This is a genomic window from uncultured Lamprocystis sp. (assembly GCF_903933125.1).
Classification (GTDB): domain Bacteria; phylum Pseudomonadota; class Gammaproteobacteria; order Chromatiales; family Chromatiaceae; genus Thiodictyon.
This window is the reverse complement of record NZ_CAIZIZ010000438.1, coordinates 1-5,686: the sequence shown is the minus strand read 5'-3', so window position 1 is coordinate 5,686 and position 5,686 is coordinate 1. Positions and strand designations below refer to the sequence as shown.

4 protein-coding genes are annotated in these 5,686 nt (G+C 65.1%); 3 read left to right on the top strand and 1 reads right to left on the bottom strand.

Going from position 1 to position 5,686, the window contains the following annotated elements; translation table 11 throughout:
* Nucleotides 1-136: 136 nt before the first annotated feature.
* Nucleotides 137-811, bottom strand: coding sequence for a DNA repair protein RadC (radC, locus tag QZY03_RS23460; protein ID WP_295585119.1), 675 nt, complete (start codon nt 809-811; stop codon nt 137-139).
* Between the two features lie 131 nt (nt 812-942).
* On the opposite strand from radC, the gene coaBC reads away from it, so the two are divergent.
* The 3 genes from coaBC to QZY03_RS23445 all read left to right on the top strand — a co-directional run bounded on the left by coaBC (nt 943) and on the right by QZY03_RS23445 (nt 5,377).
* Complete coding sequence (gene coaBC / locus QZY03_RS23455) at nt 943-2,175, top strand: bifunctional phosphopantothenoylcysteine decarboxylase/phosphopantothenate--cysteine ligase CoaBC (protein WP_295585117.1); 1,233 nt, start codon at nt 943-945, stop codon at nt 2,173-2,175.
* 7 nt (nt 2,176-2,182) lie between these two features.
* Nucleotides 2,183-2,638, top strand: a complete 456-nt coding sequence (gene dut, locus QZY03_RS23450; RefSeq protein WP_363169707.1) for a dUTP diphosphatase — start codon at nt 2,183-2,185, stop codon at nt 2,636-2,638.
* 69 nt (nt 2,639-2,707) lie between these two features.
* Complete coding sequence (locus tag QZY03_RS23445) at nt 2,708-5,377, top strand: phosphomannomutase/phosphoglucomutase (protein ID WP_295585113.1); 2,670 nt, start codon at nt 2,708-2,710, stop codon at nt 5,375-5,377.
* Nucleotides 5,378-5,686 lie beyond the last annotated feature (309 nt).

Below are 5,686 nucleotides of genomic sequence, written 5' to 3'. Positions count from 1 at the left end.
GCGCCGCACCAGTTGGGCGGCGGCGAATTTCGTCAACTCAACCGCAGACCCGGACGCCCTCGTTATTTCCCGCCAGGATTGGCAACGCGTGCTGAATCAACTGGCCTCGACTCCCTGAAATGGCCAAAGTCGAGACCTACAACAACCCCCGCTCAGCAAGCGAAGTCCCCTGTCCATCGCCGATGATCAGATGATCGAGAACGCGCACGTCGATCAGCGCCAGCGCCTCCTTCAGCCGCTGGGTGATACGCAGATCCGCCTGGCTCGGTTCAGCCACCCCCGACGGATGATTGTGCGCAAAAATCACAGCGGCGGCGTTGGTCGCGATGACGCGGCGCACGACTTCGCGCGGGTGCACGCTCGCCCCGTCGATGGTGCCTTGGAACAACTCCTCGTAGCGGATGACCCGGTGCCGATTGTCCAGGAACAGGCAGGCGAAGACCTCGTACGGCAGTCCGTACAGCTTGAGCCGCAGGTAGTCGCGGGTCGCCTCCGGACTGGTCAGACAGTCCTGATCGGCCACCCGGGTCAGGAGATAGCGGCGACTCAGTTCCAGCACCGCGCCCAGTTGGGCGGCTTTCGCCCGACCCAGGCCCTTGACCGCACACAAACGCTGCGCATCAGCCGCCATCAGTCCAGGCAGCCCGTCGAAGGTGGTGAGCAGCTCCCGCGCCAGATCGACCGCGCTCTTGCCCTGAATGCCGGTGCGCAGAAAGATCGCCAGGAGTTCGGCGTTGGACAGTGCCGCGGCGCCATGCTCCAGGAGTTTTTCGCGCGGGCGTTCATCTTCCGGCCAGTCAGTGATCGCCATCAGGTCCCTCGCTATGGAGTCCAGCCGAGTCTTGTTTGGCCGCGCACAACGCCGGGTGCGTCACGACGCTGACGGCGCGGATCAGTTACACTTTCAACCATTCACGAACCATCATCAAGGTTGATTCCCCCATGGTGCCAGACTCCGGCCCGCGCGTCCTCCTCGGAGTGAGCGGCGGCATCGCGGCCTACAAGGCGGCGGACTTGGTGCGCCGTCTGCGCGAACGCGGCTGCGTGGTCCGCGTGGTGATGACCGAGGCGGCGACCGCCTTTGTCAGTCCCCTGACGTTTCAGGCACTCTCCGGTGCGCCGGTGCGGACCAGTCTGCTCGACCCGGCGGCCGAGGCCGGCATGGGGCATATCGAATTGGCGCGGTGGGCGCAGCGCATTCTGTTCGCACCCGCCACCGCCGATCTGATCGCCCGGCTCGCCGCCGGCCTGGCGGACGATCTGCCGACTACCCTGGCGCTCGCCACGCGTGCCCCGCTGTATCTGGCGCCGGCGATGAATCAGCAGATGTGGCTGCATCCCGCGACGCAGGACAACCTGGAGCGGCTGCGCGCCCGCGGGGCGCGCATCCTCGGACCGGCGCACGGCAGCCAGGCCTGCGGTGACCTGGGGCCAGGGCGGATGCTCGAACCCATCGACATCGCCACGGCCCTGCTCGCCGACCGTCTCCCGGATGAGGTAACGCTGTCGGCGTCCACCGCTGGCGCGGGCCCGCTGGCGGGCGTTCACACCTTGGTGACAGCCGGTCCCACGCGGGAGCCGCTCGACCCGGTGCGGTTTCTGGGCAATCGCAGTTCCGGACAGATGGGGTATGCCCTGGCCGCGGCCCTGGCGCAACTGGGCGCCGAGGTTTGTCTGATCAGCGGCCCCACGGCGCTTCCCGGCCCGCCGGGGGTCACACGGATCGACGTGGAGACTGCCGCGCAGATGCACGCAGCGGTATTCGAGCGGATCGGCACAATCGATCTGTTCGTGGCCGCGGCGGCGGTCGCGGACTATCGGCCAGCCGCACCCGCCGACCGCAAGATCAAGAAAGACGTGGCAGAACTGACGCTGCAACTGATCCGCAATCCGGATATCCTCGCCGAAGTCGCCGCCCTGCCCCACCCGCCCTTCACGGTCGGATTCGCCGCAGAGACCGATCGGGTCGAGGAGCACGCCCTCGCCAAACTCAGCGCCAAGGGGCTTGATCTGATTGCCGCCAATCAGGTCGGGGGAGATCAGGGCGGCTTTGAGCGCGCCGACAATGCCCTCACCTGCCTGTGGCGCGACGGTCGGCGGGTGTTGCCGATGATGCCCAAGACCCGGCTGGCCGGGGAACTGGCCCAGTTGATTACCGAGCGCTATCTTGCCTGATCCTAAATTGCATCCTCTTGAGGTTAAGATCCTGGACCCGCGTCTGGGCCGCGAGTTTCCGCTGCCGCACTACGCGACAGCGGGTGCCGCCGGGCTCGATCTGCGGGCGATGTGTGACGCACCGATCGACCTGCCCCCGGGGGGCAGCGCGTTGATTCCGACCGGCATGGCGATCCATATCGCCGATCCGGGTGTGGCCGGTCTGGTGCTGCCGCGCTCGGGACTCGGCCATCGTCACGGGATCGTGCTCGGCAATCTGGTCGGCCTGATTGATGCGGATTACCAGGGTCCGCTCCTCGTGTCATGCTGGAACCGGGGCACCGCGCCGTTTCGCATCGCGGTCGGCGAACGCATTGCCCAACTGATCCTGGTTCCGGTGCTGTGCGCGCAATTGACCCTGGTCACCGAGTTCGCCGCGTCGGTGCGCGGGTCCGGTGGATTCGGGCACACCGGCAAACACTGACGCCAGGACCGACTGGTCCGGGCCGAGGTTCCATATCTTGTCATTGATTGCGCGGCGAGGAGGCACGCCATGGTAGCTCCGCGGAGGGAGAACCCCCGACACAAGTCGGCGGAGGGCGACTCCCCGCCTGGCATCAAGCGTTTCTGGATCGAGAGCTTCATCGGCATCGCGTTGATCTTGCTGCCGACCGCGCTGCTGCTGCTCTATGTTTGGGCCGCCCGCAGCGCGACGGATAGCCGACTGCTGCTGGAGGGCGCCGCCGACGCCTTGGCCGTCACCGTGGCGAGCGAGATGACCCGGGTTCGCGGGGTGGTGCAAGGGTGGCAGGAAGACCCGCAATTGCGCGCCGCCTTCAATGCGACCGGCAAGCCCGGGGCACTCACGCAGCGTGAGGAAGACTTGCGCAAGCGCCTGCCCGAGGCGCTGAGCATCCACCTGTTCGCACCAGAGCAAGTCCATTCGGTCGAGGGGATCCCCTTCATGAGTTACGCGGGGCTCGACCTGGCGCGCCAGGCGGCCCAGACGCGCACCCTGACCCTGATCGAGGTCCACAAGGTCGGCCAACCGGAGATGCACCTGGCAATAGCCGTCCCCGTGCTCGACACGACGCGTGAACGGGTGTTGGGGGTCGTCCATGTCGCGCTACCCATGAACCTGCTGCCCAATCCCTTGGGTTCCACCGGGGAGAGCGGTCTCATCCTCTATCAGCAAGTGGTGGGAGATGCCGTCGCCAACCTTGAGCGCGTGGGCGCGCCCGATGACCCGCCTGACCATACGGCGGCCATCGCCGGTACCCGCCTGCGGACCGCCGTGTGGGTAAAGGGCGCCAACTTGGTGAACCCCTGGCTGATGGGTGGGGTCGGGGCGGGCTTTCTTGTGGTCATGGCACTCATCGGTGCCGTACTCTGGCTCGGCTATAGCGGCCTGCGGCGTGCGTTACTGTTGGACTGCAAAGGTTTCGTCGCCCTCGTCGATGACGCCGTCCACCAACGCGCGGTCCGGCGCATCAAATCGCGCCTCGCCGACATTCAGGAAGCACACCAAGAGACGCTGAATTTGTTGCGCGGTCTCCAACCGACACGCTCACCCCTGCGCGGAGCGGCGGCAGCGCAGACACCCCTCGCGCCGGCGGCACCCAACATCGAAGACGATGGTCTGAACCCGACCTCAACCCTCAGCGAACACAGCGTCGAAGTCGAGGAGTTGGATTTTTCGGTCGACGAATTGGGCCTGCCGGTGGATGAACTGAACCTGCCGGAGGGATTTGACCCCTACTCCACGCAGATCGAGCAAGCTCCCGCTGTTACACCAAGCCCTCAAGAGGCCCTGGACGCGGGAATCGCGTCCGACGGGACCACCCTCACGGACGCTCCCGCCGAGATTTTCCGCGCCTATGACATTCGCGGCGTGGTAGACGATCAACTGACCGGCATGGTGATGCGTGCCATTGGCCAGGCGGTCGGCAGCGCCGCGACGGCCCTTGGGGACCCCACGGTCGTCGTCGGGCGTGATGTCCGCCCGTCGAGCGCCGCCCTGGGCGACGCCCTGATCCAGGGTATTCGCGGCGCCGGCGCGAATGTGCTGGATTTGGGTGTCGTCCCGACGCCCCTGGTCTATTTTGCCTGCGCGCATCCGCGGCCGCAGACCGGCGCCATGGTCACTGCCAGTCATAACCCAACCACCTATAACGGCGTCAAGGTCGTGCTCAATGGCGAGAGCGCTCAAGCCGATCAGATCCAGGCGTTGTATCGGCGCATCCTGGTTGGGGACCTGGTCGCCGGCCGCGGCGGCTATCAGGCGCAGGACATGATCCGGAGCTACCGTGAGTATCTGGAGCAGGACGTGAATCTGGCGCGTGGTCTCACGGTCGCCATCGATTGCAGTAACGGCACCGTGTCGGCAGTCGCTCCGGCGCTGCTGCGCGCACTCGGCTGTCAGGTCCTTGAATTGAACTGCGACCTGGAGTCCCCACTTCCCGATCCGATGCCCGACCCCGCGGTACCCGAATGCACCCGTAATCTCGGTGAACTGGTCCTGTCCAAGGGAGCGGACATCGGACTGGCATTCGACGTGGACGGCGATCGGCTGGGCGTCGTCGACTCCCAGGGCCGTTATATCAGTGCCGACCGCGTGCTGATGCTGCTCGCGACAGATGTCCTGGCCCGGCACCCGGGCACCGACATCATCTACGATGTTAAATGCAGCCGACACTTGGCCATGGCGATCCGCCAGGCCGGCGGACGACCCGTTATGTGGCGTTCGGGCCATGCCCCGATCAAAACCAAGCTGCGCGAAAGCGGGGCACTGCTGGCCGGAGAACTGACCGGACACTTTTATTTCAAGGAGCGCTGGTTCGGCTTCGACGACGCGCTGTACGCCGGAGCGCGACTGCTTGAGGTCTTGTCGCTCGATCTCCGCGCGATAACCGAGATTTTCGCAGCGCTACCCGGGGGGCTGGCGACTCCGGAACTCGCCATGCCGCTGACCGAGGGCCAGCCTGAGCGCATCATGCGGACCGTGCTGCACTTAGCCGACCGGCTCGACGGGGTGGAGGTGATCCGCATCGACGGCCTGCGCGCCGAGTTCGACCGCGGGTTCGGCGTGGTGCGCGCATCCAACACGCTGCCGCAACTGACCTTCCGCTTTGAAGGCGACGATGCCCAGGCACTGGAAAAAATTCAATCGCTGTTCCGCCGCCTGATGGAGAAGGCGGCCCCTGGTCTGCCGTTACCTTTCTGACACCGGTCTTGCACCGGCCGCTTCGCACCCTAAGGAACGGTTCACTAACAGCGTAAACAGGTCCGTTAGACCATGCCTTAAGCACCAGTGTTGTCGTTGTCGTTGTCGTAATCGAGGTGACAAAGGAGGATGGGCATCGCTCTCGCGCTGCCCATCCTATGGGCTTGCAGACGGTCTTGAATCGATTCGGAATTCGACAACGATTACGACAACGACAACGACAACGACAACGATGGTGTTCGTTGGTTAACTACTGAAGTTTCCTACTTTTAATTTGGTTGCCGAATAGGAAATACACAGTATGCAGCG

Coding starts and splice junctions, on each gene's coding strand:
- radC (WP_295585119.1), bottom strand. CDS start 811: ATGGCGATCACTGACTGGCCGGAAGATGAACGCCCGCGCGAAAAACTC.
- coaBC (WP_295585117.1), top strand. CDS start 943: ATGGTGCCAGACTCCGGCCCGCGCGTCCTCCTCGGAGTGAGCGGCGGC.
- QZY03_RS23445 (WP_295585113.1), top strand. CDS start 2,708: ATGGTAGCTCCGCGGAGGGAGAACCCCCGACACAAGTCGGCGGAGGGC.